18 protein-coding genes are annotated in these 23,207 nt (G+C 74.6%); 4 read left to right on the plus strand and 14 right to left on the minus strand.

The features are described from left to right. Positions 1-99: 99 nt before the first annotated feature. Together lipA and lipB are read right to left on the minus strand one after the other, a co-directional pair. Entirely contained in the window at positions 100-1,065 is a 966-nt protein-coding gene (lipA, locus tag ABT092_RS11255) for a lipoyl synthase (protein WP_351242316.1), read from the minus strand. Positions 1,066-1,254: 189 nt separating this feature from the next. Beyond that, positions 1,255-2,070, minus strand: a complete 816-nt coding sequence (gene lipB / locus ABT092_RS11260) for a lipoyl(octanoyl) transferase LipB (protein WP_351242318.1) — start codon at positions 2,068-2,070, stop codon at positions 1,255-1,257. Positions 2,071-2,295: 225 nt separating this feature from the next. Between lipB and ABT092_RS11265 the strand changes: the two genes are divergently transcribed. Continuing rightward, positions 2,296-3,861 (plus strand): NsdA family TPR-like regulatory protein, encoded by a 1,566-nt coding sequence (locus ABT092_RS11265; protein WP_351242320.1) that lies wholly within the window; start codon positions 2,296-2,298, stop codon positions 3,859-3,861. A 42-nt stretch (positions 3,862-3,903) separates the two neighbouring features. Here ABT092_RS11265 and ABT092_RS11270 read toward each other — a convergent pair whose 3' ends face one another. Together ABT092_RS11270 and ABT092_RS11275 are read right to left on the minus strand one after the other, a co-directional pair. Beyond that, complete coding sequence (locus ABT092_RS11270; RefSeq protein ID WP_351242322.1) at positions 3,904-5,244, minus strand: NAD(P)/FAD-dependent oxidoreductase; 1,341 nt, start codon at positions 5,242-5,244, stop codon at positions 3,904-3,906. Between the two features lie 204 nt (positions 5,245-5,448). Continuing rightward, positions 5,449-6,348, minus strand: coding sequence for a TIGR01777 family oxidoreductase (locus tag ABT092_RS11275; protein WP_351242324.1), 900 nt, complete (start codon positions 6,346-6,348; stop codon positions 5,449-5,451). A gap of 125 nt (positions 6,349-6,473) precedes the next feature. Here ABT092_RS11275 and ABT092_RS11280 point away from each other — a divergent pair, with 125 nt between their 5' ends. Then, positions 6,474-6,962 (plus strand): GNAT family N-acetyltransferase, encoded by a 489-nt coding sequence (locus ABT092_RS11280; protein ID WP_351242326.1) that lies wholly within the window; start codon positions 6,474-6,476, stop codon positions 6,960-6,962. A gap of 25 nt (positions 6,963-6,987) precedes the next feature. Here the strand turns inward: ABT092_RS11280 and ABT092_RS11285 are convergent, their stop codons facing one another. Continuing rightward, a complete protein-coding gene (locus tag ABT092_RS11285; protein ID WP_351242573.1) occupies positions 6,988-7,515 on the minus strand; it encodes a DUF4240 domain-containing protein in 528 nt (175 codons plus the stop codon). Positions 7,516-7,647: 132 nt separating this feature from the next. Here ABT092_RS11285 and ABT092_RS11290 point away from each other — a divergent pair, with 132 nt between their 5' ends. After that, entirely contained in the window at positions 7,648-8,619 is a 972-nt protein-coding gene (locus ABT092_RS11290) for an SDR family oxidoreductase (RefSeq protein WP_351242328.1), read from the plus strand. On the opposite strand, the gene ABT092_RS11295 is transcribed toward ABT092_RS11290, so the two are convergent. The 8 genes from ABT092_RS11295 to cobT form a co-directional block, all read right to left on the minus strand. Beyond that, on the minus strand, positions 8,610-9,572 hold the full coding sequence (locus tag ABT092_RS11295; RefSeq protein ID WP_351242330.1) for a helix-turn-helix transcriptional regulator: 963 nt from the start codon (positions 9,570-9,572) through the stop codon (positions 8,610-8,612). The two genes, ABT092_RS11290 and ABT092_RS11295, sit on opposite strands and share 10 nt — an antisense overlap. A gap of 111 nt (positions 9,573-9,683) precedes the next feature. After that, positions 9,684-12,389 carry a pyruvate dehydrogenase (acetyl-transferring), homodimeric type gene (aceE, locus tag ABT092_RS11300; RefSeq protein ID WP_351242332.1) on the minus strand — a complete coding sequence of 902 codons (2,706 nt, stop codon included), beginning with the start codon at positions 12,387-12,389 and terminating at the stop codon, positions 9,684-9,686. Between the two features lie 355 nt (positions 12,390-12,744). Next, positions 12,745-13,389 (minus strand): GntR family transcriptional regulator, encoded by a 645-nt coding sequence (locus ABT092_RS11305; RefSeq protein WP_351242334.1) that lies wholly within the window; start codon positions 13,387-13,389, stop codon positions 12,745-12,747. Positions 13,390-13,712: 323 nt separating this feature from the next. Further along, positions 13,713-15,563, minus strand: a complete 1,851-nt coding sequence (gene sucB / locus ABT092_RS11310; protein ID WP_351242336.1) for a 2-oxoglutarate dehydrogenase, E2 component, dihydrolipoamide succinyltransferase — start codon at positions 15,561-15,563, stop codon at positions 13,713-13,715. Positions 15,564-15,625: 62 nt separating this feature from the next. Beyond that, a complete protein-coding gene (lpdA, locus tag ABT092_RS11315) occupies positions 15,626-17,014 on the minus strand; it encodes a dihydrolipoyl dehydrogenase (protein ID WP_351242338.1) in 1,389 nt (462 codons plus the stop codon). Positions 17,015-17,254: 240 nt separating this feature from the next. After that, entirely contained in the window at positions 17,255-18,811 is a 1,557-nt protein-coding gene (locus tag ABT092_RS11320; protein ID WP_351242340.1) for a leucyl aminopeptidase, read from the minus strand. 171 nt (positions 18,812-18,982) lie between these two features. Further along, positions 18,983-19,801 carry an adenosylcobinamide-GDP ribazoletransferase gene (locus tag ABT092_RS11325; RefSeq protein ID WP_351242342.1) on the minus strand — a complete coding sequence of 273 codons (819 nt, stop codon included), beginning with the start codon at positions 19,799-19,801 and terminating at the stop codon, positions 18,983-18,985. 10 nt (positions 19,802-19,811) lie between these two features. Then, complete coding sequence (cobT, locus tag ABT092_RS11330) at positions 19,812-20,858, minus strand: nicotinate-nucleotide--dimethylbenzimidazole phosphoribosyltransferase (protein ID WP_351242344.1); 1,047 nt, start codon at positions 20,856-20,858, stop codon at positions 19,812-19,814. Positions 20,859-21,028: 170 nt separating this feature from the next. Here cobT and ABT092_RS11335 point away from each other — a divergent pair, with 170 nt between their 5' ends. Beyond that, positions 21,029-21,922 (plus strand): class I SAM-dependent methyltransferase, encoded by an 894-nt coding sequence (locus ABT092_RS11335; protein WP_351242346.1) that lies wholly within the window; start codon positions 21,029-21,031, stop codon positions 21,920-21,922. Between the two features lie 7 nt (positions 21,923-21,929). Here ABT092_RS11335 and ABT092_RS11340 read toward each other — a convergent pair whose 3' ends face one another. Beyond that, entirely contained in the window at positions 21,930-23,138 is a 1,209-nt protein-coding gene (locus ABT092_RS11340; protein ID WP_351242348.1) for a bifunctional adenosylcobinamide kinase/adenosylcobinamide-phosphate guanylyltransferase, read from the minus strand. Positions 23,139-23,207: the final 69 nt, after the last annotated feature.

The raw sequence follows: 23,207 nt of genomic DNA on the forward strand, positions 1-23,207 counted from the left end.
TGAAGTGACGCGCATGTGCGCTCCTCCGGATGGGTGTCGGGCGCGCTTCGGTCGGGTCGGGTCGGCGTCAAGGCTGCGAGTGGCGGCGCAACCCCCGGGTCAGACCGCCTGGGCGGCGACGTACGCGCCGCGCTTCTCCACGGCCATCTGGTACAGGCGCCCGGCGCGGTACGAGGAGCGGACCAGCGGGCCGGACATCACGCCGGAGAAGCCGATCTCGTCGGCCTCCTGCTTCAGCTCCACGAACTCCTGCGGCTTCACCCAGCGTTCCACCGGGTGGTGCCGGACGGAGGGCCGCAGGTACTGGGTGATGGTGATGAGTTCGCAGCCCGCCTCGTGCAACTCGCGCAGGGCCTGGCTGATCTCCTCGCGGGTCTCGCCCATGCCGAGGATCAGGTTCGACTTGGTGACCAGGCCGGCGGCGCGGGCCTCGGTGATGACCTTCAGGGACCGCTCGTAGCGGAAGCCGGGGCGGATGCGCTTGAAGATCCGGGGCACCGTCTCGACGTTGTGGGCCAGCACCTCGGGGCGGGAGGAGAAGACCTCGGCGAGGGCCTCCGGCTCGGCGTTGAAGTCCGGGACCAACAACTCCACCTTGGTGCGGCCGTCCGCCCGCCCGGAGGTCATGGCGTGGATCTGCCGCACGGTCTCGGCGTACAGCCAGGCGCCGCCGTCCGCGAGGTCGTCGCGGGCGACGCCGGTGACGGTGGCGTAGTTCAGGTCCATGGTGACGACGGACTCGCCGACGCGGCGCGGCTCGTCCCGGTCGAGGGCCTGCGGCTTGCCGGTGTCGATGTTGCAGAAGTCGCAACGCCGGGTGCACTGGTCACCGCCGATGAGGAACGTGGCCTCGCGGTCCTCCCAGCACTCGTAGATGTTGGGACAGCCGGCCTCCTGGCACACGGTGTGCAGCCCCTCGCCCTTCACGAGGTTCAGCATCTTCGTGTACTCGGGACCCATCTTCGCCCGGGTCTTGATCCACTCGGGCTTGCGCTCGATGGGGGTCTGGCTGTTGCGGACCTCCAGGCGCAGCATCTTGCGTCCGTCGGGTGCGACTGCGGACACATCGGCTCCCTGTGCTTCGATTCTTGGGCGTCCACCAGAGTACGCCCGAAAGATGTAGCCCCGTTGCCGGTGCCAACCTCCGACCTCGGGGGAGGCATTCCCCCCTTCGGGGAAATAGCTGTAAATGGCACCGGGTGCCGCGTTCCGGTGGGTGCCCACCCGCCGGGCGACACCCACCGGACCGTCCGGTCAGGCGGCCGGCAGCGGCGCGGCCGGGCGCCCGGTGACCTCGCGGGGCAGCGGCACGGCGTCGGCCAGCACCTCGGCGAGGTGGCGCTCCACCGCCGGCAGCACCTCCTCGACGGTCAGCTCCCGGCCCAGTTCGCCGGCGAGCGAGGCCACCCCGGCGTCCCGGATGCCGCACGGCACGATCCGGTCGAACCAGGTGTTGTCGGGGTTCACGTTGAGCGAGAAGCCGTGCATGGTGACGCCCTTGGCGACCCGGATGCCGATGGCGGCGATCTTGCGGTCCTCGCCGCGCTGGCCCGCGTTGGACGGTGCGTACTCGGGGCCCATCAACCGGGCGTCGTACTCCTCGTCGGCCAGCCGGGGGTCGAAGTCGAGGGAGAGCCCGCCGAGCGCGGGGCGCTGCTCCACCGGGTCGCCCAGGATCCACACCCCGCTGCGGCCCTCGATCCGGCTGGTCCGGAGCCCGAACTCCGCGCAGACCCGGATCAGGGCCTCCTCCAGCCGGCGGACGTGCGCCACGACGTCCACCGGGCGCGGCAGCTTCAGGATCGGGTAGCCGACCAGCTGCCCGGGGCCGTGCCAGGTGATCTTTCCGCCCCGGTCCACGTCGATCACCGGGGTCCCGTCCAGGGGGCGCTCGCTGTCCTCGGTGCGCCGCCCTGCGGTGTAGACGGGCGGGTGTTCCAGCAGCAGGCAGGTGTCCGGGACCTCGTCGGCGAAGCGGGCGGCGTGCACCCGTCGCTGTTCGTCCCAGGCCACCTGGTAGTCCACCGCGTCCGTGCCGAATCCCAGCCGGACGAACCGCAGCTCACTCACGGTACGTGCCTCCCTAGAGCGTTTCGGGTGGGAATTGCCACCTCTCCACCCCCGCCACTGTACGACCCGTCGCCACGCGTCAGCTGTCGAGCCGATCCTCACACGATCGGATGAATGCGGGGCGAAGGCGGCGTTGCGGGCTACTTCTCCCGCTACATTCGCGCCGTTCACAAGGCCGTAAGGGCCGCTCACGTGTGGCCCGACAGGCAGGAGACCGCACAGCTGATGACGGAACGACCTCCGCAGCGCACCCCCAACCGCCAACTAGCCGCCCTCATCGCGGAGGCAGGGTTCTCCAACGCGGGGCTGGCCCGCCGGGTCGACCAGCTCGGACTGGAACACGGGCTCGACCTGCGGTACGACAAGACGTCCGTGACGCGTTGGCTCCGCGGGCAGCAACCCCGCGGAACCACGCCCGCGCTCATCGCCGAGGTGTTCACCCGGCGCCTCGGACGCAGACTCACCGCCCAGGACCTGGGCCTCGACGCCTGCGCCCCGGTGTACGCCGGGCTGGAGTTCGCCGCGGGCCCCGAAGAGGCGGTGGACATCGTCAGCGGGCTGTGGCGCAAGGACTCGGGCAGCCACGCCGAACTCCGCAAGATCGCCTTCACCCCCGCCGGACTCGTGGTCCCCAGCCGCGACTGGCTGATCGGCCGCGCCGACGACCGGGTGGCGCGCAGCGACGACCGACCGCGCCCCGAGCACCCCGAACGCGCCGAGCAGCCCGAGCGGGCCACCGTCCCGGCGGCCCGCACCGGCTCCGGGGCACCCCGACCCGCCCGCCCCGAGGCGGGCCCCGCGCCCGCGGTGCCGGCGGGGCTGCGCATCCCGGCCCAGGGCCGCGGACCCGCCTCCCACCCCAGACAGCGCGGCACCGAGCGCGGCCCCGGCCACCGGGTGACCGCCGGTGACATCGCCGCCCTGCGCTCCGTCGCCGACCTGTTCCGCACCCTCGACAACGCCTACGGCGGCGGGCACGCCCGGCAGGCCCTGGTCCGGTACCTGGAGCACGAGGCCGAGCCGATGCTGCGCGGGGTCTACGGCGAGCAGACCGGGCGGCGGCTCTTCGGCGCCGCCGCCGAGCTGACCCGGCTGGCCGGCTGGACCTCGTACGACATCGGTGCCCACGGGCTCGCCCAGCGGTACTTCGTGCAGGCCCTGCGGCTCTCCCAGGCGGCCGGTGACCGGGCCTACGGCGCCTACGTCCTGATCACCATGAGCCGGCAGGCCGTCTACCTGGGCCACGGCCGGGAGGCGGTCCAACTGGCCCGGGTCGCCCAACAGGGCATCGGTTCCTCCGCCCCGCACGCCGTCCAGGCCCTGCTGCACGCCGCCGAGGCGCGCGGGCACGGGGTGCTCGGCGAGGTGCGGGCGTGCACCGCCTCGCTGGTACGGGCGGAACGGTCCCTGGACGCCGCCCGCCCCGGGGACGAACCCCCGCAGTGGGCCCGGTTCTTCGACGAGGCCCAACTCGCCGACGAGTTCGGGCACTGCTACCGGGACCTCCAGCAGTACCGGGCCGCGGCCCAGCACGCCGAGCGCTCCCTCCAACTGCGGGCGCCCGGGTACGCCCGCAGCCGGTTGTTCTGCCGGGTCGTGCTGGCCTGCGCCCGCCTCGGCCTCGGCGAACTGGACCAGGCGTGCGCCCTGGGCGCGGAGGCCGCGCAGCAGGCCGCCGACATGCGCTCGGTACGGGCCCTGGAGTACGTCCGCGACTTCGAACGGCGCCTGGAGCCGTACCGGGAGACCGCGCAGGCGCGCGGCTACCGGGACAAGGTCGCACTGATCTGACGGCCGCCCCCACGGGGTCCGGGACCCGGACCCCGGAGGCGGTCAGGCCGCGAGGTGCTCCGCCCGGTGCGCCGACTCCGGGGCGAGGTCCGCGAGGACGGCCGCCGCGGCCCGGTGCCCGGACCGGATCGCCCCGGCCGGGCCGCCGGTCTCCCGGTGGTCCCCGCACACGTACAGGCCGTCCACGACCCGCACCGGCCGCTGCGGGTCGTGCGGGGCGGGCGTCGCGGGCACCGCGTCCGGGACGTGCCGCACCGACAGCAGCTCCCACCGGGCCGTCCCGGTGCCGTACAGCCCGGCCAACTGCGCCCGCACCGCCCGGTCCAGGTCCGACGGCGGGGGGCCGAGAACGGTGGAGGAGACCAGGGACCGGCCGGCCGGGGCCCGGGTCGGATCGACCCGGCTGACCACCGCGGTGTGGGCCACCGGACCGCGCCGCTCGGTGTCCAGGACCCAGGCCGGGTCCAGGAGCGGAGGCACCTCGGCCACGTGGTGCACCACGGTCACCTGGTGGAAGTCGGGCACCCGCAGCCCCGGCAGCAGCCGGGCGGCGGACCGGGCGTCGGTGGCCAGCAGGACCGCCCGGCAGCGGATCTCTCCGTGCTCCTCGGTGACCACCCGGTTCGTCGACACCGAACGGACCCGCACCCCGGTGCACAGCGTCCCCGTCGGCAGCCCGGCGGCCAAGCCGTCGGGCAGGGCCCCGGCCCCGCCCTCCGGCAGGCAGAGCCGCCCCCGGGCGAAGGCGTGCAGGGCGAGGTCGGCGCACCGGCTGGACGTGGACAGCTCCGGGTCGCACAACAGCGCGGCCAACAGCGGGCGCACGAAGCCCTCCACCGTCCGGGACGGGACGCCCCGGGTGGGCAGGGCCTCGGAGGCGGGGCACTCCGGCCGGGCCAGCAACCGTTCCACCGGGGTGTCGGCCAGCCGGGCCAGCGCCGCGCCCAGTCGGGCCTGGTCCAGCGGGCTCCCCACGGCGCCCGACCGGGGCGCCCACCCCGGTCGCGGACCGCCTCTGGGGGCGCTTGCCAGGGCGCGTGCAGTCTTGAATGCGCCCCGTGCGCGCCGGATGGGACGGGGTTCGCCCACCCGGTGCAGCCGCCCCTCGCCCGGCACCAGCACACCGGGTGAGAACGGGCGCAGCACCAGCCCCTCCAGCCCCGGTGTGCGCCGCAGTTCGGCGTGGGCGGTGAACAGCGGTCGGGCGATCCGGTCGAGCAGGAAGCCGTCGACCTCCTCGGTCGCCATCCGACCGCCGGGCCGGTCGGACGCCTCCAGGACCACGGTGGGTATCCCCGCCCCGGTCAGTCGTCGGGCGGCGGTGAGTCCGGCGACCCCGGCTCCGACGACGACGATCTCCGCTTGACGTGCGGGCTCAAGCACGTGCTCCTCCCCGAGGTTGCGCGGTCGAGCGCACCAGGCCCCCGACACGGCCGTGACGTACATGAGTTCCGGTCGAGCGTAGGAGCCGTGCCCCGCCCCCGGCAGGGCGCGCGACACCGTGGTACGGACGCACGCCGGTCGCACGGCGGAGGCGCCCCGGGGGCGGGGCGGCCCGGCCGTGCGCCGTCGACCGGGCGGCGCGGCTCAGCGCAGCGCGGCCCGCAGGGCGTCCTCGACGTCCGGGAAGGTGAAGGCGAACCCTGACTCCAGCAGCTTCCGGGGGACGGCCCGGGTGCTCGTCAGCACGTCGGTGGCCATCTCGCCCAGCACCAGGCGCACCGCCGCCGCGGGGGCCGCGAACACCGCCGGCCGGTGCAGCACCCGGCCCATCGCCGCGGTGATCTGACGGTTCGTCAGTGGTTCCGGTGCGGTCAGGTTGACCGGCCCGGACAGGTCCTCCGCGGCCAGCAGATGGCGCAGCGCGGCCACCTCGTCGTACAGCGCGATGTAGCTCCAGTAGTGGCGCCCGCTGCCCAGCCGCCCCCCGAGGCCGGTCTTGAACAGCGGGAACAACCGTTGCCAGGCACCGCCGTGGCGGGACACCACCAGCCCGGTGCGGGCGAACACGGTACGGATGCCGGCCTCCTCGGCGGGCGCCGCCGCCTCCTCCCACTCCACCGTCAGGGAGGGCAGGAAGCCGCTGCCGGGCGGGGCGTCCTCGTCGACCACCCGGTCCCCGGTGTCCCCGTAGAAGCCGACCGCGCTGCCGTTGAGGAACACCCGCGGCGGCACCTCCAGGGCGGCGGCGGCCTCGGCGAGGGTGACCGTGCCCAGCACCCGGCTGTCCCGGATCTGCTTCTTGTACGAGGTGGTCCACCGGTGGTCGGCGACCCCCGCCCCGGCCAGGTTGACCACCGCCTCGCAGTCCAGCAGCCCGGGCGGCTCGATCCGCTGGCGCACCGGGTCCCAGCGCACCTCGTCGGGGCCCCGGGGCGGGCGGCGCACCAGCCGCACCACCTGGTGGCCGTCGGCGGTCAAGGAGCGGACGAGCGCGGAGCCGATGAGCCCCGAGGCCCCGGCCACGGCGATACGGGAAGGCTGCATGACCCCATCCTGCCGAACGTGCACCACACGGAGCCGCGCACCCGGGTCCGGGCGCGCCGGAACGGGTGACGGCGGGGCGGAAAACCCCTGCCCCACCACCACCCCTGCCCCCTAGGGTGACCCGCATGCCCGAACTGCACGTACGTCCCGCCCGTGCCGAGGACGAGGAGGCGCTGGCCCGGCTCGACCGCGCCGCCTGGTCCCCGCTGCACGCGGTCAGCCCGGCTCCGGAACCGCCCTACGCGCCCTTCTTCGACGGGCGCTCCCGCCCCGAGGACCACCTGGTGGTCGAGGTCGCCGGGGAGGTCGCCGGCTATCTGAAGCTCGGCTTCCCCACCCCGCTGGCCTCCAACGCGCACGTCCGGCAGATCCAGGGCCTCGCCGTCGCCGAGCAGGCCCGGGGCCTGGGCGCGGGCCGCGCCCTGCTGCGGGCCGCCGTGACGGAGGCCCGCAGCAGGGGGGCGCGGCGGCTCACCCTGCGGGTGCTCGGCCCCAACGCCCCCGCCCGGGCGCTCTACGCCTCCGAGGGGTTCGCCGTCGAAGGGGTGCTCCCCGAGGAGTTCTTCGTCGGCGGACGGTACGTGGACGACGTGTGCATGGGGCGCTCCCTGTGAGCACACCGGGCCGGCGTGCGCCGGCTCACGCCTCGGACTGGCCGAACCGGTCCCACAGCCGCGGGTAGTAGCGGGCCAGCACCGTGTCGTCCTCGAAGTCCATCGGCACCCCGGCGGGCTCCGGGGGCGCCGGGGGCAGCCCCAGTTCGGGCGTGACGGCCCCGGTCAGCCGCTCGTACGCCTCGTCCGCCGCGTACCCCAGCTCCTCCGCGTCCCCGTCCACCGCCGGGTCGAACCCGTCCAACAGCTCCGCCAGGTCGTCCGGGTCGTGCAGGGCCCCCTCGAACACCTCCCGACCCTGTCCGATCAGCCAGCACCGGAAGAAGTCGAAGGCGTCGTCGCTCACCCCGTCCAGCAGCACGCAGGCGGCGCCCCACAGGTCCCAGCGGTAGGCGCGCCGGTAGCGGGCCTCGAAGTGCCGGGAGAAGTCGAGGACGGACTCCGGGTCCAGCCGGACCAGCCGCTCGACCAGCGCGTCCGCCTGCTCCTCGGGGTCGCCGTCGGCGGCCTCGCGCGCGCCGTCGACCAGCTCCCAGAACTCCGTCTCGTCCATCACGGGACCAGCATCTGCCCTGCGCCCCGCGGTCGCACGCCGAGCCGGTCCCGTTCCGCCCTTGCGGCCCGATCCCCGATCCGTCCGCAAAGCCTGACGGAGGATGTCCGGATTCCCGGCCACGATTGGCACATGACGCACACCACGGCGCACGACGCCGCTTCCGCACGCCCCCGCACCGCCCCCCTGCGCGGCCGGATCGCCCTGGTCGCCGGAGCCACCCGGGGCGCGGGCCGGGCCATCGCGGTGGAACTGGGCCGGGCCGGTGCCACCGTCTACGCCACCGGCCGCACCACCCGCGAGAAGGTCAGCGAACTGGGCCGACCCGGCGAGACCATCGAGGAGACCGCCGAACTCGTCGACGCCGCCGCCCGGGACGCCGGCTCCGGCGGCTCGGGCACCGCCGTCCCCACCGACCACCTGGAGCCCGACCGGGTGCGGGACCTGCTGGCCCGGGTGGAACGCGAGCACGGACGGCTCGACGTGCTCGTCAACGACATGTGGGGCGGCAACCCCCTGCTCGACTTCGACACCCGGCTGTGGGACATCGACCTCGACCGGGGCCTGCGGATCCTGGACCTGGGGGTGCGCAGCCACGTCATCACCAGCAGCATCGCCCTGCCCCTGCTGGTGCGGCACCCCGGCGCCCTGCTCGTCGAGGTCACCGACGGCACCGCCCGCAGCAACGACGAGTACCGCGGCAACTTCTACTACGACCTCGCCAAGAACGCCCCGATCCGGATGGCCCGCATCCTCGGCGAGGAACTGGCGCCGGTCGGCTCCACCGCCGTCGCCGTCACCCCCGGCTTCCTGCGCTCCGAGGAGATGCTGGACCACTTCGGCGTCACCGAGGAGACCTGGCGGGAGAACACCGAGGCCCAACCCCACTGGTCGGTCTCCGAGTCCCCGACCTATCTGGCCCGCGGACTCGCCGCCCTGGTCGCCGACCCCGAGCACCACCGCTGGAACGGCACCTCCCTCGACAGCGCCGACCTCGCCCGCGCGTACGGCGTCACCGACCTCGACGGCTCCCGCCCGGACGTCTGGGGCTACATGCTCGCCGAGAAGGAGGGCGGGGCCCCCGAGGTCGCCGACTACCGGTAGCGCGCCGCGGCCCGGCGCGCCGCCCCGGCACACCGCTCCCGCAGCCCGGCCGGCGCCAGCACCTCCACCTCCGGGCCCAACACCAGGACCTGGGTGTACGCCACCTCCTCCGACTCGGTCGGCACGGTGACCGTCACCCACCCCTCCCCGTCCGGCTCGCCCGCCGTCGCCTCCTCGGCGGCGGGCCCCACCGCGTACCGCAGTCGCGCCACCCCCTCCGGCGACAACCGCAGGGTCACCGAGGTCCGCCACAGCGCCCGCACGAACTGCGCCGCCCGCTGCTCCCAGAACCCCGGCAGGTCGAAGGCCCCGTCCCGGACGAACCGCCCCCCGTCCGCCTCGACCGCGGTGAACCGGTCCAGGCGGTACACCCGGTGCGCGCCGGCGTCCACGCGGGCGCACAGGTACCAGACCCCCGCCTTCAGCACCAGCCCGTACGGCTCCAACACCCGCTCCACCTCACCGGCCCCGCCCCGCCGGTAGCGCACGGCGATCCGGCGGTCGTTCCACACCGCGTCCGCCACCGGCGCCAACAGCTCGGGGGCGGGCTCGTCGTGGAACCAACCCGGCGCGTCCAGGTGGAACCGCTGCTCCGCGGTCCCGGCCGCGCCCCGCAGCGCGGGCAGCAGCGCCGCCGACACCTTGAGCCGGGCCGTCGAAGCCGTGTCGGCCAACCCCATGTCCCGCAACGCACCCGGCACCCCCGACAGGAACAGCGCCTCCGCCTCCCCGCGCCCCAACCCCGTCAACCCGGTGCGGTACCCGCCCACCAGCCGGTAGCCGCCAGTGCGGCCCCGGTCCGCGTAGACCGGCACCCCGGCCGCCGAGAGAGCCTGCGCGTCCCGGGTCACGGTCCGCTCCGACACCTCCAGCTCCCGCGCCAGCTCGGCCGCCGTCATCGACACCCGAGCCTGCAACAACAGCACCATCCTGATCAGCCGAGCCGCGCGCATCCCCCCATCATCCCCCGGTCGGAACGCCGAAGGGCCCCCGCCCGGAGGCGGGGGCCCGAAGGGGACCGGCGGGTGCGGGGGCCGGGGCCACCGGGCCCCGCACCGCCCGGCTCAGAGTCCGTACCGCTCGCGGGCCTCCTTGACCGCGGTCGCGGGGACCTCACCGCGGCGCGCCAGCTGGGCCAGCGCGGCCACCACGATCGACTCGGCGTCGACGCCGAAGTGGCGGCGCGCGGCGTCACGGGTGTCGGAGAGTCCGAACCCGTCGGCGCCCAGCGAGGACCAGTCCTGCTCGACCCACTGGGCGATCTGGTCCGGCACCTGCCGCATGTAGTCGCTGACCGCGAGCACGGGGCCGGCCGCACCGGCGAGCGCGGTGCGCAGGAACGGCACCCGCTCCTCGCCGCGCAGCACCGCCGCGTCCGCCTCCAGCGCGTCGCGCCGCAGCTCGGTCCAGGAGGTGGCCGACCACACGTCCGCGCCGACGCCCCACTCCTCGGCCAGCAACCGCTGGGCCTTCAGCGCCCAGTGGATGGCCGTGCCGGAGCCCAGCAACTGGATGCGGGCGGCGCCCGCGGGCGGCGTCAGCCCCGCCGACTCGGCGGTGTTGAAGCGGTACAGGCCCTTGACGATGCCCTCGTCCGCCCCGGCCGGCTTCGCGGGCTGCGGCAGCGGCTCGTTGTAGACCGTGAGGTAGTAGAAGACGTCCCGGTCCTCGCCCTCGACGGCCTCGCCGTACATCCGGCGCAGCCCCTCCTTGACGATCGCGGCCACCTCGTAGGCGAACGCGGGGTCGTAGCTGAGGGCGGCCGGGTTGGTCGCGGCGATGACGGGGGAGTGGCCGTCCGCGTGCTGGAGGCCCTCACCGGTGAGCGTGGTCCGCCCGGCGGTGGCGCCGACCAGGAAGCCCCGGCCGAGCTGGTCGCCGAGCTGCCACATCTGGTCCGCGGTGCGCTGCCAGCCGAACATCGAGTAGAAGATGTACAGCGGGATCATCGGCTCGCCGTGCGTCGCGTACGCGGTGCTCGCGGCGATGAAGTCGGCCATCGAGCCGGCCTCGGTGATGCCCTCGTTGAGGATCTGGCCGTTGGTGGCCTCGCGGTAGTACATCAGCTGGTCGCGGTCGACCGGCTCGTACGTCTGGCCCTTGGGGGAGTAGATCCCCAGCGACGGGAAGAGCGACTCCATGCCGAAGGTGCGCGCCTCGTCGGGGACGATCGGCACCCAGCGGTGACCGGTCTCCTTGTCCCGGACCAGGTCCTTCAGGAGCCGGACCAGCGCCATGGTGGTGGCCACCGACTGGGTGCCGGAGCCCTTGTCGAAGGACGCGAACGTCTTCTCGGCCGGCGCGGGCAGCGGGGCCAGCGGGTGCGTGCGGCGGGCCGGGGCCGGGCCGCCGAGCGCCGCGCGGCGCTCCTGGAGGTAGCGGACCTCGGGGGAGTCGGCGCCGGGGTGGCCGTAGGGCACCACGTCGTCGACGAAGGCGCTGTCCGAGATCGGCAGCTCCAGCAGGTCCCGCATGCACTTGAACTCGTCCGTGGACAACTTCTTCATCTGGTGGTTCGCGTTCTTGGACGCGAAGCCCTTGCCGAGCGTGAAGCCCTTCACGGTCTGCGCCAGGATCACCGTCGGCGCGCCCTTGTGCGCCAGGGCGGCCCGGTAGGCGGCGTACACCTTGCGGGGCTCGTGGCCGCCGCGCGAGAGGTGGAAGCACTCCAGGATCTTGTCGTCGCTGAGCAGCTTGGCCAGCTCGACCAGCGCCGGGTCCTTGCCGAAGAAGTCCTCGCGGATGTAGGCCGCGTCGCGCGTCTGGTACGTCTGCACCTGCGCGTCGGGTACCTCGCGCAGCCGTCGTACCAGGGCGCCCGTGGTGTCGAGCTGGAACAGCTCGTCCCAGGCGGAGCCCCACAGCGACTTCACGACGTTCCAGCCCGCGCCGCGGAACTGGGCCTCCAGCTCCTGCACGATCTTGAAGTTGGCACGCACCGGGCCGTCGAGGCGCTGGAGGTTGCAGTTGATCACGAAGGTGAGGTTGTCCAGCCCCTCGCGAGCGGCGAGGTTGAGGGCCGCCGTCGACTCGGGCTCGTCCATCTCGCCGTCGCCGAGGAACGCCCACACGTGCGAGGCGGAGAGGTCCTTGACGCCGCGGCTGGTCAGGTACCGGTTGAACCGGGCCTGGTAGATCGCGGAGAGCGGGCCGAGGCCCATGGAGACGGTGGGGAACTCCCAGAGCCAGGGCAGCCGCCGCGGGTGCGGGTACGAGGGCAGGCCGCTGCCGCCCGCCTCCTGGCGGAAGCGGTCGAGGTGGCCCTCGGAGAGGCGCCCGTCGAGGAAGGCGCGGGCGTAGATGCCGGGGGAGGCGTGGCCCTGGATGTAGAGCTGGTCACCGGAGCCGGGCGCGTCCGCGGCCTCCTTGCCCCGGAAGAAGTGGTTGAAGCCGGTCTCGTAGAGCCAGGCGGCCGACGCGAAGGTCGCGATGTGGCCGCCGACGCCGAGTTTGCTGCCGCGGCTCACCATGGCCGCCGCGTTCCAGCGGTTCCACGCGGTGATGCGCTGCTCCATCTCCGGGTCGCCGTCGGCCTCGGGCTCGGCGGCGGTCGGGATGGTGTTGACGTAGTCGGTCTCCAGCAGCTTGGGCAGCGCGAGACCGGCGCCCTCGGCCCGCTCCAGCGTGCGCCGCATCAGATAGGCGGCGCGGTGCGGGCCGGCAGCCTTGGTCACGGCGTCCAGGGAGGACTGCCACTCGGCGGTCTCCTCGGGGTCGCGGTCCGGGAGCTGGTCCAGCGCGCTCGGCTGAATTGCGGTGGGGTCGGTCATGTCGCCGCCTTCCGGAGTCGAAGGGGTTCCCTCATCGGTAGGGGTTCGGGGTGCCCTTGGTCTTGGCAGGACAGGGCGGGGACTCTGGTAGAGGTCCAACGGGGACTCTAACCCCCTGATCGATGATCGATCAAAGGCTTGGGCGGTAAAACCTCTTCAGATGAAGAAAGTAGGCACCCAGTGCCCCGGCCATAGGCATGCGGTGCCTTGCTTTCGCAGGTGAAAGCGGCTGTTTCGCACATCTGAGCGGGGTCCATGGGGGTCTGAGCCGTCTGAGGCGTCCGTGCCCCCTGAGGCCGTCGATGACCTCCGGTGCTGCCGGAGCGCTCCCACCGGCCCGTCCGGTGCGCTGCGCTCAGGGCCCGCAGAGCCCCGCGTCGGGGCGGGGCGCACAGCCGAGCACATGGGCCTTCACCAACTCCGCGATGGCCGGATCGTGGCGCTTGAAGGCCGCCACCAGGGCCTCGTGCTCCTCCGCGTAGGACTGCTGGACGGTGCCCAACCAGCGGATCGACAGGGCCGTGAACACCTCGATGCCCAACCCCTCCCAGGTGTGCAGCAGCACCCCGTTGCGGGCGGCCCGCACCAGCTCCCGGTGGAACGCCACGGTGTGCCGCACCTGCCCGGTGCCGTCCGCGTGCCGGTCCGCCTCGTACAACGCCGCGACGTGCGGCTCCAGCGCCGAGCAGTCCACCGCGAGCCGCTCGGCCGCGAGCTCCGCGGCGATCGCCTCCAGACCGGCCCGCACGGGGTAGCTCTCCTCCAGGTCGGCGGCGGTGAGGTTGCGCACCCGCACGCCCTTGTTGGGGGAGGACTCGATCAGCCGCAGCGACTCCAGCTCCCGCAGCGCCTCCCGCACCGGCGTCTGGCTGACCTCCAGCTCGGTGGCGATCCGTCGTTCGACGATCCGTTCGCCCGGCTTCCAACGCCCGCTGACGATCCCCTCCACGATGTGCTCGCGGATCTGTTCGCGCAGCGAGTGGACGACGGGCGCGGTCATGCGGGGCTCCTTGCTGCCGGGCCATGGTGACCCCGGAACCGGGCCCGACGTGCCCGTCCACCCTTCGGGCGGACGACGCCACGGGTCGGACACGGCCTAGGGCATTGACCCATAGACAATACGGCCACACCCCCATCTTGACGTGTCTCGGACGGGGACGTCCTCGCAGGTGTGGCGAGCCTTACAGGGCGGAAACGGGGCCCCACGGGGCCGGGGAACGGGCCCGGGAAACGCAGTGCCGCCCGTACGGGGGACGGATCGTCCTCCCGTACGGGCGGCACCGGACGGTGTCCGCGTCGACGTGCGACGCGGACACCACGGGTTCACAGCCCGAGCTCGACCTCGAACTCGCCGGCCTCCAGGATCGCCTTGACGGCGGTCAGGTACCGGGCGGCGTCGGCACCGTCGACCAGACGGTGGTCGTAGGACAGCGACAGGTACGTCATGTCCCGGACGCCGATCACGGTGCCCTCGGCGGTCTCGATGACCGCCGGGCGCTTGACCGTGGCCCCGATGCCCAGGATGGCGGCCTGGGTGGGCGGCACGATCACCGTGTCGAACAGCGCGCCGCGCGAACCGGTGTTGCTGATGGTGAAGGTCGCACCGGCCAGGTCGTCGGGGCGGATCTTGTTGGTCCGCACCGCGTTGGCGAGCTCCGCGGTCTTCTTGGCGATGCCGGCGATGTTCAGGTCGCCCGCGCCCTTGATGACCGGGGTCATCAGCCCCTTCTCGGAGTCCACGGCGATGCCGATGTTCTCCGTGTCGAAGTAGGTGATGGTGCCCTCGTCCTCGTTGATCCGCGCGTTGATCAGCGGGTGCGCCTTGAGCGCCTGGGCCGCCGCCTTCACGTAGAACGGCATCGGGGACAGCTTCACGCCCTCACGGGCCGCGAAGGTCTCCTTGGCCTGGGCGCGCAGGCGCATCAGACGGGTCACGTCCACCTCGACGACCGAGGTGAGCTGCGCCTGGGTCTGGAGCGCCTTCATCATGTTGTCGCCGATGAGCTTGCGCATCCGGGTCATCTTGACCGTCTGCCCGCGCAGCGGGGAGACCTCCAGCGCCGGGGCCTTGCGGGCCGGGGCCGGAGCGGAGGGCGCGGCGGCCGGGGCCGCGGCGGCGGGCCGGGCGGCCTTGGCGGCCTCGGCGGCGGCGAGGACGTCCTGCTTGCGGATGCGTCCGCCGACCCCGGTGCCCTGGAGGGACGCCAGGTCCACCCCGTTCTCGGAGGCCAGCTTGCGCACCAGCGGCGTGACGTAGGCGCCGTCGTCGGCCGGACGCGCGGCGGCCGGAGCAGCCGGGGCGGCCGGGGCCGGAGCCACCGGGGCGGGGGCGGCCGGAGCGACCGGAGCCGGCGCCGCGGGGGCGACTGGAGCCGGCGCGGGCGCTGCGGGGGCGGCCTGGACCGGAGCGGGCGCTGCGGGGGCGGCCTGGACCGGAGCGGGCGCGGGAGCCGCCGGCGCGGGCGCCGGAGCCGGGGCGGGCGGAGCCGGAGCCACCGGGGCAGGCGCGGCCGGAGCGGGGGCCGCGGCGGGCGCGGCACCGGCGACACCGATGACGGCCAGCTTGGCACCGACCTCGGCGGTCTCGTCCTCACCGACGACGATCTCCAGCAGCACGCCGGAGACGGGCGCCGGAATCTCGGTGTCGACCTTGTCGGTGGACACCTCCAGCAGCGGCTCGTCGGCGTCGACCGAGTCGCCGACCGCCTTCAGCCAGCGGGTGACGGTGCCCTCGGTGACGGACTCGCCGAGCGCCGGGAGCACCACGTCGGTGCCCTCGGCCGCGCCCGCCGGAGCCGCGGGCGCGGCCGGAGCGGCCGGAGCGGCCGGGGCCGCGGGGGCCTCGGCGACCGGGGCCGGAGCGGGCTGTTCGGGAGCCGCGGGGGCGGCGGGGGCCTCGGCGGCGGCCGGGGCCGGGGCGGCCGCGGGGGCACCGCTGCCGTCGTCGATGACGGCGAGCTCGGCACCGACCTCGACCGTCTCGTCCTCGGCGACCTTGATGGAGGCCAGGATGCCGGCGGCGGGGGAGGGGATCTCGGTGTCGACCTTGTCGGTGGACACCTCCAGCAGCGGCTCGTCGAGTTCGACGCGCTCGCCCTCGGCCTTCAGCCAGCGGGTGACAGTGCCCTCGGTGACGCTCTCACCGAGCGCCGGAAGGGATACGGAAACCGCCATGGTTTCGGTTGCTCCTTACGAAAGTGCGGAAGTCTGTGGTCGTCGCGCCCGGTGACCGGAGATCAGTCGTGGGAGTGGAGGGGCTTGCCCGCCAGTGCGAGGTGGGCCTCGCCGAGCGCTTCGTTCTGGGTCGGGTGGGCGTGGATGAGCTGGGCGACCTCGGCCGGCAGCGCCTCCCAGTTGTAGATCAACTGGGCCTCGCCGACCTGCTCGCCCATCCGGTCGCCGACCATGTGGACGCCGACCACGGCTCCGTCCTTGACCTGGACGAGCTTGATCTCGCCCGCGGTCTTCAGGATCTTGCTCTTGCCGTTGCCCGCCAGGTTGTACTTCAGGGCGACGACCTTGTCCGCGCCGTAGATCTCCTTGGCCTTGGCCTCGGTGATGCCCACGGAGGCGACCTCGGGGTGGCAGTAGGTGACCCGGGGCACGCCGTCGTAGTCGATCGGCACGGTCTTCAGACCGGCCAGTCGCTCCGCCACCAGGATGCCCTCGGCGAAGCCGACGTGCGCGAGCTGGAGCGTGGGGACCAGGTCACCGACGGCGGAGACGGTCGGCACGTTGGTCTGCATGTACTCGTCGACGAGGACGTAGCCGCGGTCCATCGCGACGCCCTGCTCCTCGTATCCCAGGCCCTGGGAGACCGGGCCGCGGCCGATGGCGACGAGCAGCACCTCGGCCTCGAAGACCTTGCCGTCGGCGAGGGTCACCCGGACGCCGTCCTGGGTGTACTCCGCCTTCTCGAAGAAGGTGCCGAGGTTGAACTTGATGCCCCGCTTGCGGAACGCCCGCTCCAGCAGCTTGGAGCTGTTCTCGTCCTCGACGGGCACCAGGTGCTTGAGGCCCTCGACGACCGTCACGTCGGTGCCGAAGGACTTCCACGCCGAGGCGAACTCGACGCCGATCACGCCGCCGCCCAGGATGATCGCGGAGGCGGGCACCCGGTCGAGGGTCAGCGCGTGGTCCGAGGAGATGATCCGGTTGCCGTCGATCTCCAGGCCCGGCAGCGACTTCGGCACGGAGCCGGTGGCCAGGAGCACGTGGCGGCCCTGGACGTGCTGGCCGTTCACCTCGACCGAGGTGGGGGAGGACAGCCGGCCCGCGCCCTCGATGTACGTCACCTTGCGGGAGGCCACCAGGCCCTGGAGACCCTTGTAGAGGCCCGCGATGACGTCGTCCTTGTACTTGTGGACGGCCTTGATGTCGATGCCCTCGAAGGTGGCCCGGACGCCGAACTGCTCGGCCTCGCGGGCCTGGTCCGCGACCTCGCCGGCGTGCAGCAGGGCCTTCGTCGGGATGCAACCGTTGTGCAGGCAGGTGCCGCCCAGCTTGTTCTTCTCGATCAGGGCGACGTTCAGACCCAGCTGCGCGCCGCGCAGGGCCGCGGCGTAACCACCGCTGCCACCGCCGAGGATCACTAGGTCGAAAACGGTGCTGGCGTCGTTCGCCACGTCACGTCCTCCATGCATTGCGCCGCGCGCCGGCTCCGGTTTCGGAGGGTGTCCGGCCGTCGGCTGGTGTGGCCGCTCGTTACTCCGGCCCTGTGGTGGGGCCCTGTCCTGCCGTTGCCCATCTTTGCACTACTCGGGGGGTGTCGGGACGCCGGGCCGGTGCGTGGTATGGCTCACACACGGTGGTGGCGCCGGGCCGGAGCCCGACGCCACCACGGTCGAGGGGTGCTTCGGGACGGGTCAGCCCAGGTCGCCGGAGGCGGTGCGCTCCGCCAACCGGACCAGGGTGCGCACACCGGAACCGGTGCCGCCCTTGGGGGTGTAGCCGAAGGGGCCGGCCTCGTTGAAGGCGGGGCCGGCGATGTCCAGGTGCGCCCAGGTCAGACCGGCGCCGACGAACTCGCGCAGGAACAGCCCGGCGACCAGCCCGCCGCCCATCCGCTCGCCCATGTTGGCGATGTCCGCGGTGGTCGAGTCCATGCCCTTGCGCAGGTGCTCCGGCAGCGGCATCGGCCACGCCGGCTCGCCGACCTCCTCGGCCGTCTCGAACACGGCGGTGCGGAACGCGTCGTCGTTGGCGCAGATGCCGAAGGTGCGGTTGCCGAGCGCGACCATCATGGCCCCGGTGAGCGTCGCCACGTTCACGATCGCGTCGGGCTCGTCCTCGGACGCCTTGGCGATCGCGTCGGCGAGCACCAGCCGGCCCTCGGCGTCGGTGTTCAGCACCTCGACGGTCTTGCCCGAGTACATCCGCAGCACGTCGCCGGGGCGGGTGGCGGTGCCGGAGGGCATGTTCTCGGCGAGCGCCAGCCAGCCGGTGACGTTCACCGCCAGGCCCAGCCGGGCGACCGCGACGACCGCGGCGAACACGGCGGCGGCACCGGCCATGTCGCACTTCATGGTCTCGTTGTGGCCCGCGGGCTTCAGCGAGATGCCGCCCGAGTCGTAGGTGATGCCCTTGCCCACGTACGCCAGGTGCTTCTCGGCGTCCGGGTGGGTGTAGCTGAGCTTGACCAGCCGGGGGCCGGCCGCGGACCCGGCGCCGACCCCGAGGATGCCGCCGTAACCGCCCTTGGCCAGGGCCTTCTCGTCCAGCACCTGGACCTTGATCCCGTGCTCCTTGGCGGCGGCCGAGGCGACGGCCGCGAAGGCCTCCGGGTCGAGGTCGTTGGGCGGGGTGTTCACCAGGTCGCGGGCGCGGTTCAGCTCCTCGGTGATCGCCACCGCACGGGCGACGGCCGCCTTGTGGGCCTTGTCACGGGGCTTGCCGCCGAGGACGGCGACCTCCGCCAGCGGCGGCTTGCCCTTCTTGGCGAGCTTGTTGCCGCGGCCGGTCTCCTTGTACGCGTCGAAGGCGTACGCACCCAGCAGGGCGCCCTCCGCGATCGCCCCCACGGCCTCCGCATCGGCGATCGGCAGGGCGAACGCGGCCTTGCGCGCCCCGGCCAGCGCCCGGGCGGCGGCACCGGCGGCGGTCCGCAGCACCTCGTCGGTGTAGTTGGCGGCGTCGGCGGCGGCGTCGGTCGCCCCCTCGGCCGCGGACGCCGAGCCCAGCCCGACGGCCAGCACGACCGGGGCCTTCAGCCCGGCGGGGGAGGGGACCTTGATCACCTCGCCCTCGCCGCCCGAGGCACCGAGCGTCTCCAGGACGGCGGCGAGGGCGCCGTCGAACGCCTGGTCCACGGCCTCGGCGCCCGGAGCGAGCACGGGGCCCTGGGCGCCCTTGGCCACGCCGACGACGATCGCGTCGGCGCGCAGTCCGGACGCCGCGGCGGTGCTGAGAGTGAGAGCAGTCACGGTGGTGGGGTCTCGCTTCCTAGGAGTGTCCAGCGGCTGAGCCGTGAGGGTGGTGGTGGCCCGACCGGCCCCGTACCCGACGCTGGTGGGTCGGGCCGGAAGTGTGCCAGTGAGGAGCCTACGCTCCGTGACGCCGGGGCCGTCCACCGGTGGGACGCCCCGGCCCGCGCGTCACCGGCCCAGGGTGAGGACCACCAGCGCGGCGGTGCCGGCGGCCTCCGCGACGCCTCCGAACACGTCTCCGGTCACCCCGCCGAACCGTCGCACGCAGTGCCGCAGCAACCCCTCGGCGACCAGGCAGCCGGCCAGCACCGCGGCGAGGGCGCGCAGCGCCCCGCCCGGTCCGTCCAGCACCCCGCCGACCCCCGCCGAGGCGGCGGCGACGAGCACCAGCACGCCGAACGCGGCCCCGGACGGCACCGCCCCGGCGACCGCCGCGCCCAGCCCGGTGGGCCGGGCCGCCGGCACCCCGGGCCGGGCGGTCAGGGTCAGCGCGAGGCGGGCGGTCACCGCGGCGAGGACGGTGCCGGCCGCACCGGAGGTCCAGGAGTCCGCGTACAGCGCGGCCAGCGCGGCGACCTGCCCGAGCACCACCAGCACCAGGGCGATCACGCCGAACGGGCCGATGTCCGACTGCTTCATGATCCGCAGGGCGTCGGCGGCGGGCTTCCCGCTGCCCAGCCCGTCCGCGACGTCGGCGAGCCCGTCCAGGTGCAGCCCCCGGGTGAGCACCGCCCCCGCCGCGACCGCCGCCACCGCGGCCAGCGCCACTGGTGCGCCCCCGAGCAGCAACAGCCCCGCCGAGGCCGCCGCCAGCACGCCGACGACCAGCCCGGCCAGCGGCGCCCAGCACATCCCGGACCGGGCCGCCGGCCGGTCCCAGTGGGCGACCCGCACCGGCAGTACCGTCAGCGTGCCCAGCGCGAAGCGGACGCCCTCCCCGCGCCCGGGGCGCCGCTCGTCGTGGTCCCCGTCCGTGGTCCCCGTCATCGCGCCCGGCTCAGTCCCGCACCGGCAACTCGGCCGCGAGCGCCGCGGCGGCCCGCACCAACGGCAGCGCCAGCAGCGCCCCGGTGCCCTCGCCCACCCGCACGCCCGGGGCGAGCAGCGGCTCGACGGCCATCCGGTCCAGCGCCTTGGCCTGCGCCGGCTCCCCGGAGTCGTGCCCGGCCAGCCACCAGTCCGGGGCCCGGAACGCGGCCCGCTGGGCGACCAGCGCACAGGCCGCCGACACCACCCCGTCCAGGATCACCGGCGTCCTGCGCACCGCGCACTGCAACAGGAACCCCGTCATCGCCGCGAAGTCCGCCCCGCCCACGGTGGCGAGCAACTCCAGCTGGTCGCCCAGCACCGGTCGGGCCCGGCGCAGCGAGTCCCGCACCGCCGCGCACTTGCGCATCCAGGCCAGGTCGTCGATGGGGGCCCCGCCCCGCCCGGTCACCACCGAGGCGTCCGTCCCGCACAGCGCCGCGATCAGCGTCGCCGCCACCGTGGTCCCGCCCACGCTCAGATCGCCCAACACCACCAGGTCCGTGCCGGAGTCGGCCTCCTCGTCCGCGAGGGCCGTCCCGACCCGGAACGCGGCCTCCGCCTCCTCGGCGGTCAGCGCGTCCTCCACGTCGATCCGCCCCGAGCCCCGCCGCACCCGGTGCCGCGTCACCTCCGCCGGCAAGGCGTCCGGCTCGCAGTCCAGGCCCACGTCCACCACCCGGACCGGCACCCCGCTGCGTCGGGCCAGCACCGCCACCGGACGGGAGCCGTCGAGGACGCCCCGCACCAACTCGTGCGCGCTGCCCGCGGCCCGGGTCGAGACGTCCAAGCGGGCCACCCCGTGGTCGGCCGCGAACAGGACCACCTTGGGACGCTCCACCGGGCGCACCGGCACCGCCGCCTGCGCCGCCGACAGCCAACCGCCCAACTCGTCCAGCCGGCCCAGCGCCCCGGGCGGCACGTCCTGCCGTTCCCTGCGCTCCTCGGCGTCGTTGCGCAACCCGGCGTCGGGACGGTCGATCAGGTCGGTGAAGTCGTCGAGATTCAGGGAGCTCATTCGCCGAACAGTACCGCCACCGGTGCCCGCCCGACCGGGTTCCCCGGAGCCGTCCGGACCCTCTCCGACACGGCCCGCGGCGCGGAGCGGTCCACCGCGGGGGCGGCACGGGGAGCGGCCCGCCCCGACCCTCGTTGAACCCGCCCCCTTGATCCCTTACGTTCCGTTTCGTGCCCTCCGTGCCCGCGCGTACCGCCCCCGCCCCGGACCACCCCGCCCACCGCCGCTGTCCCTGGTGCGGCGCGGCGACCCTGCGCACCAAGGTCCGCACCCCCGTGCTCCCCGGCGACCTCGACGAGTGCCGCACCTGCCGCCACGTCTTCCGCACCCCCGACCCCACCGCCCCGGCGCCGCCCCCGGCGGACCCCGACCGCGCCCTGCGCCGCCACCGGGACCACCTCGGCGCCGCCCGCGCCCTGCTCCCCTTCGGCGAACCCGAGAGCTGGCTGGACGTCGGCACCGGCCCCGCCGACTTCCCCGCCGCCGCCCGCGCCGTGCACCCCTACACCGCCTTCGACGGCCTCGACACCGCACCCGAACTCGCCCTCGCCGGGGACCGCCTCGACGAGGCCCACCACGGCACCCTCCCCGACCTCGCCCCCCGGCTCGCCGCCCGCTACGACGTGGTGAGCCTCTTCCGCCACCTCGAACGGGTCCCCGACCCCCGCACCGAACTCCGCGCCGCCCTCCGGGTGCTGCGCCCCGGCGGCCACCTCCTGATCGAGGGCACCGACCCGCGCTGCCGCGCCGCCGCCCTCGGCCGTTGGTGGGCCCCCTACCACCGCCCCGGCCCCCTGCACCTGATCCCCGAGGCCAATCTGCACCGCGCCCTGCGCGTCCTGGGCGCCACCCTCGTCCTGGTCGACCACCGCGGCGCCCTGCGCCCGGCCGGAGCCGGCACCGCCGCAGCCCTCCTGCTGACCGCCCGCCGCGGTCCCGGCGCCCGGCCCGCCACCGCCCCGCTGCGCCTCGGCCGGGTCCTCGACCGGGCGCTGCGCCCGCCCGGCCCCGTCGCCGGGCGCGCCTCCGCCTACCGGCTGATCGCCCGCCGGGACCCGGCGTAGGGCCGGTTCAGCCGCGCAACTCCACGGCCTGCCCGGCCACCACCCACAGCACCTGCTCGCACTCCGCCGCGAACGCCGCGTTCAACCGCCCGAGCTCGTCCCGGTAGCGGCGCCCGGACGCGGTGGCCGGCACGATCCCCGCCCCGACCTCGTTCGACACCGCCACCACCACCCGCCGGGTGGCCCGCACCGCATCCGTCAACTCCCGGACCCGCCGCCGCAGTTCCCGCTCACCGTCCGCCGCCCATTCCGCGTCGTCCCAGGCGTTCACCGCGTCCATCGCATCGGTCAGCCACAGCGACAGGCAGTCGATCAACAGCGGCGGCCCGGTCCGGGCGAGCAGCGGCACCAGGTCGCAGGTCTCCTCCGTCCGCCACGACCCGGGCCGGCGCTCCCGGTGCGCCCCCACCCGCGCCGCCCACTCCGCGTCGCCCGGCGCCCCGTGGTAGCTGCCGCCGGTGGCCACGTACACCACTCCGGGGAAGCCCTCCAACCGGCGCTCCGCCTCCACCGACTTGCCCGACCGGGCCCCTCCCAGCACCAGGGTCCGGCGCGGCACGTCCGGCACCTCCTCGAACGCGCCCACGCTCAGCGTCGTCCCGTCCGGCACCGCCCGCGCCCCGGCCGCCGCGAGCCGCCGCGCCAACTCCCGCCCCGGCGGCACGTCGTGGTCGAGGTGCACCGCCACCACGTCGGTGGTCGGGCCGACCGCCCCCGCCTCGCGCAACCGGGCCAGCGCGTCCGGACGGCCCACCACGTCGGCCAGCACCAGGTCGTACCGCGCCTCCTGCTCGGCCAGCCCGGCCGGTGCCGCGCCGGGCGGCAGGTACAGCACCCGCTGCCCGTCCGGGCCGGTCACCGCGTACCCGGTGCCGGGCGAGTCCATCGGCACGGCCCGCACCCGGTGCCCGGTCAGCAGGGCCAACTCCCGCCCGTCGGGCACCCGCCCCGGCTGCGGCAGCCCCGGCGGCACCTCCACCGCCGGCCCGTCGTGCGGATGCGACAACAGCACCTGGCGCACCCCGGTCAGGGTCCGCCCCGCCCGCGCCGCGGCGAACGCGGCGCCCGGGGTCAGGTCGAGCAGCAGCGTGCCGTCCACGAGCGCCGCCGAGGGGCCGCGCACCGCCCGCCCCACGGCGAGGGAGCAGACCGCGCAGGGGCAGTCGGGACGGGGCAGGCCGTCCGGCCCGCCGGTACCGAGCAGAGTGAGTTCCACGGCTAGATCTTCCCGTGCGGGTGTGCCGGGCGCCCGCCCGGTTAGGCTTCCGGCTGCACGGACAACCGT

The sequence above is a fragment of the Streptomyces sp. NPDC002490 genome, from assembly GCF_040296045.1.
In the GTDB taxonomy this organism is placed as follows: Bacteria; Actinomycetota; Actinomycetes; order Streptomycetales; family Streptomycetaceae; genus Streptomyces.

Bases quoted from the DNA above. Each gene is read 5' to 3' on its own strand.
- ABT092_RS11265 (WP_351242320.1), top strand. From the start codon at position 2,296: ATGACGGAACGACCTCCGCAGCGCACCCCCAACCGCCAACTAGCCGCC.
- ABT092_RS11275 (WP_351242324.1), bottom strand. From the start codon at position 6,348: ATGCAGCCTTCCCGTATCGCCGTGGCCGGGGCCTCGGGGCTCATCGGC.
- ABT092_RS11280 (WP_351242326.1), top strand. From the start codon at position 6,474: ATGCCCGAACTGCACGTACGTCCCGCCCGTGCCGAGGACGAGGAGGCG.
- ABT092_RS11285 (WP_351242573.1), bottom strand. From the start codon at position 7,515: ATGGACGAGACGGAGTTCTGGGAGCTGGTCGACGGCGCGCGCGAGGCC.
- ABT092_RS11290 (WP_351242328.1), top strand. From the start codon at position 7,648: ATGACGCACACCACGGCGCACGACGCCGCTTCCGCACGCCCCCGCACC.
- ABT092_RS11295 (WP_351242330.1), bottom strand. From the start codon at position 9,572: ATGCGCGCGGCTCGGCTGATCAGGATGGTGCTGTTGTTGCAGGCTCGG.
- aceE (WP_351242332.1), bottom strand. From the start codon at position 12,389: ATGACCGACCCCACCGCAATTCAGCCGAGCGCGCTGGACCAGCTCCCG.
- ABT092_RS11305 (WP_351242334.1), bottom strand. From the start codon at position 13,389: ATGACCGCGCCCGTCGTCCACTCGCTGCGCGAACAGATCCGCGAGCAC.
- sucB (WP_351242336.1), bottom strand. From the start codon at position 15,563: ATGGCGGTTTCCGTATCCCTTCCGGCGCTCGGTGAGAGCGTCACCGAG.
- ABT092_RS11325 (WP_351242342.1), bottom strand. From the start codon at position 19,801: ATGACGGGGACCACGGACGGGGACCACGACGAGCGGCGCCCCGGGCGC.
- cobT (WP_351242344.1), bottom strand. From the start codon at position 20,858: ATGAGCTCCCTGAATCTCGACGACTTCACCGACCTGATCGACCGTCCC.